Origin of the sequence: Flavobacterium sp. (assembly GCF_043780635.1) — a bacterium.
Classification (GTDB): domain Bacteria; phylum Bacteroidota; class Bacteroidia; order Flavobacteriales; family Flavobacteriaceae; genus Flavobacterium.
On the sequence record NZ_JAYWCK010000011.1, the window covers coordinates 1 to 2,649 of the forward strand.

The window sequence follows — 2,649 nt, forward strand, 5'->3', positions numbered from 1 at the left end:
AATAGTATCGTTAGCTACATATTTATGCAGAGTTTGTTGCAATACTTGAAGTTCTTTTGCAACATCTGGATAATCGTGGCACATTGTTTCTACTTTTCTTTCTTCTTCAATTGTAAGCAGTCCAAGGCAATAATCCTGTAATATCCCACTAGTGATATAGTCACCTATATTCATTTTTTTATTGTGTTTTTTTTATAGTTGCGCAACTTTACAAGTAGCGGTTAAAAGAATAGTTTTACTATTGTTGATAAAGCATTTTTAACAAACTAAGTCCTTTTCTTGCTCGGGTTTTAATTGTTCCAAGAGGCAACTTGAGAATTTCGGCAGTTTGCTCTTGTGTCCAACCATAAAAGTAAATCAAATCAATCACCTCAGTGTATTTTGGATTAAGTTGCAATGCCTTGTTTTTAAAGTCCCTAAATTCAATAGCACAACTGTTTGAAGTTATATTTCCTATACTATCGGTACAATGAGAAAACAAATCAATTTCTACTTGAAGCAATTGTTTTTGATGAGTAGCCGAACGAAGATAATCAACAGCTTGGTTTCTGGCTATGTTCAACATCCAAGTATATAATGTTCCTTTTGAGCTGTCAAAACTATCAATATGCTTCCATATTTTAACAAAAGTATCTTGTAATAAATCATCGGCCACATCAGTTCGTTTTACAAGTTTAATAATTATACCATAAAGAGCTCCACAATACTTATTGTATAAAGTGTGAAAGCCTCTTTCGCTTTTGGATTGAACCAGCTTTACAAGTAATGCACTATCGTTTTTGGGGTCGACCAGTCTAGTTTTGTTGATTGCAAATGCTGGTATGACTTGCCGTTTTGAATAAGTAGTTGTTGCTATCATAATGCCAGTTTTTGCTTGTTTTTGGTTGTTTTGTTTATAGTGTAAAACTAGATTTAGCAATTAGCTCTGGAAATAGTGATAATCATCATTTTTTAATTTTTTATTAGAAAACAAAAACTAAAATCCACTATATTAGCATTTTATAAAAAACACTATTGCCATTACGAATTCTAAAGTTCTTTGAAAAGGTCATTTAGTCTTCGATAGACAAAAACTGTTTATGAATATGAAGTCTAATTATTGGACTATATTTACGAAGGGTTAACATTGGAAAAAAAGGAAAAACACATACAAAAATTAGATATGCAGGAAGATAGTTTGAGAAAGATGCAGAGTGCAGATTTTCTGTACAAAAAAGTTGTGACAATGTCTTCCTCTTTTTTTATAGACGATACAATTGGAGACCTAGAGCGATTTAGAGAAGAAGCAAACTTGTTGCTAAACGGAATAAGAGGTACAGATGCAGTTATTGGGATATTTGACCATCTCAATTACACACCTATCCTAGAAGTAGGGAAAAATGAATTTTGGGGCGATCTTCCAGAAGTCCCCCAATCTGAACGAATGATTCAGATTATGAGCTTGCTTGAAAAAGAGTACCTGCTTTTTTTTACAGAATCAGTAAAGTGGTTCACTGGAGTGTTAGAAGAAATTCCTTTTGCCCAAAGAATGAATATACAAATATTTCACTGTGGCATTAGATATTTGCTTCTGGACGGTAAACCTGTTTGTCTTTTTTCTAAAGGTTCTCCCATTCATTACGATGAAAATAGGAAATTCAAATACACTTTCAATTATGTTCAAAATATCAATCACCTTCTTAAAAAGAATTTTAGGTATTATTGGATACGGATCTCTCACGGTCAAAACAGCGAATATGTTCACACTTTTCATTCTCAGGATAAACTCTATTCCAATAAAGATTTATTGTCTGTAAGGGAAAAAGAAATTTTAAAACTAATAGCTGATGATTTGGACACAAAAGAGATAGCCGAAAAATTATTTATTAGTGTCAATACAGTTGGTAATCACCGCAGCAACATGATTGATAAATTGGGGGTTCGAGATACAACTGCATTAGTACAAATGGCTAAAATTGCGGGAATGATTTAAAAAAACACCTTAAAATAGCATCAAATCATATTTCCCATTTAAATGAATAAAAAAAGGTTCAACCGCAAAGTTTAACCTTTCTAAAAATAAAAAATTAGATTTTATTTCTTGTAATATTTTCTGTATTTTGGATACGTAATTGCTCCAAACAATGCTATTGATCCTAATAATTCCCATATCCAAGCTAATGATTTTGCTTCACCACTTGCATAAGAATGCAATCCTACCAAGTGAAAATTTACTCCAAAATAAGTAAACAAAATCGACACGAAAGCAAAAACACTCATCAGGTTAAATATCCATTTTCCTCTTAATGCAGGAACAAAACGAGAGTGAATCACAAAAGCATAAACCATAATACTAATCAATGCCCAAGTTTCTTTGGGATCCCAACCCCAGTAACGACCCCAACTTTCGTTAGCCCATTGTCCGCCAAGGAAATTCCCGATGGTCAGCATAATCAAGCCAATAGTTAACGCCATTTCGTTGATGTATGTTATTTCTTTGATGTTTAATTTCATTTTTTCTTTGTTCTTTTCAGTGGTAAAAAGAATCAGCAACAAAGAAACCGTTCCCAAAATCATTCCCAAGGCAAATGGTCCGTAACTCGCCACGATAATCGCCACGTGAATCATCAACCAATACGAATTCAATACTGGTTGCAAATTGCCAATTTC

At 33.0% G+C, this 2,649-nt stretch carries 3 protein-coding genes; 1 reads left to right on the forward strand and 2 read right to left on the reverse strand.

Annotation, left to right across the window (positions count from 1 at the left end):
- Positions 1 to 238: 238 nt before the first annotated feature.
- Positions 239 to 859: an RNA polymerase sigma factor gene (locus ACH2BV_RS00650; RefSeq protein ID WP_395048518.1), complete on the reverse strand. Its 621-nt coding sequence runs from the start codon at positions 857 to 859 to the stop codon at positions 239 to 241.
- Between the two features lie 240 nt (positions 860 to 1,099).
- Between ACH2BV_RS00650 and ACH2BV_RS00655 the strand changes: the two genes are divergently transcribed.
- Positions 1,100 to 1,972: a response regulator transcription factor gene (locus ACH2BV_RS00655; RefSeq protein WP_395048520.1), complete on the forward strand. Its 873-nt coding sequence runs from the start codon at positions 1,100 to 1,102 to the stop codon at positions 1,970 to 1,972.
- Positions 1,973 to 2,073: 101 nt separating this feature from the next.
- Here ACH2BV_RS00655 and ACH2BV_RS00660 read toward each other — a convergent pair.
- The coding region (locus ACH2BV_RS00660) for a cytochrome c biogenesis protein (protein WP_395048521.1) at positions 2,074 to 2,649 on the reverse strand (576 nt) is incomplete at its 5' end.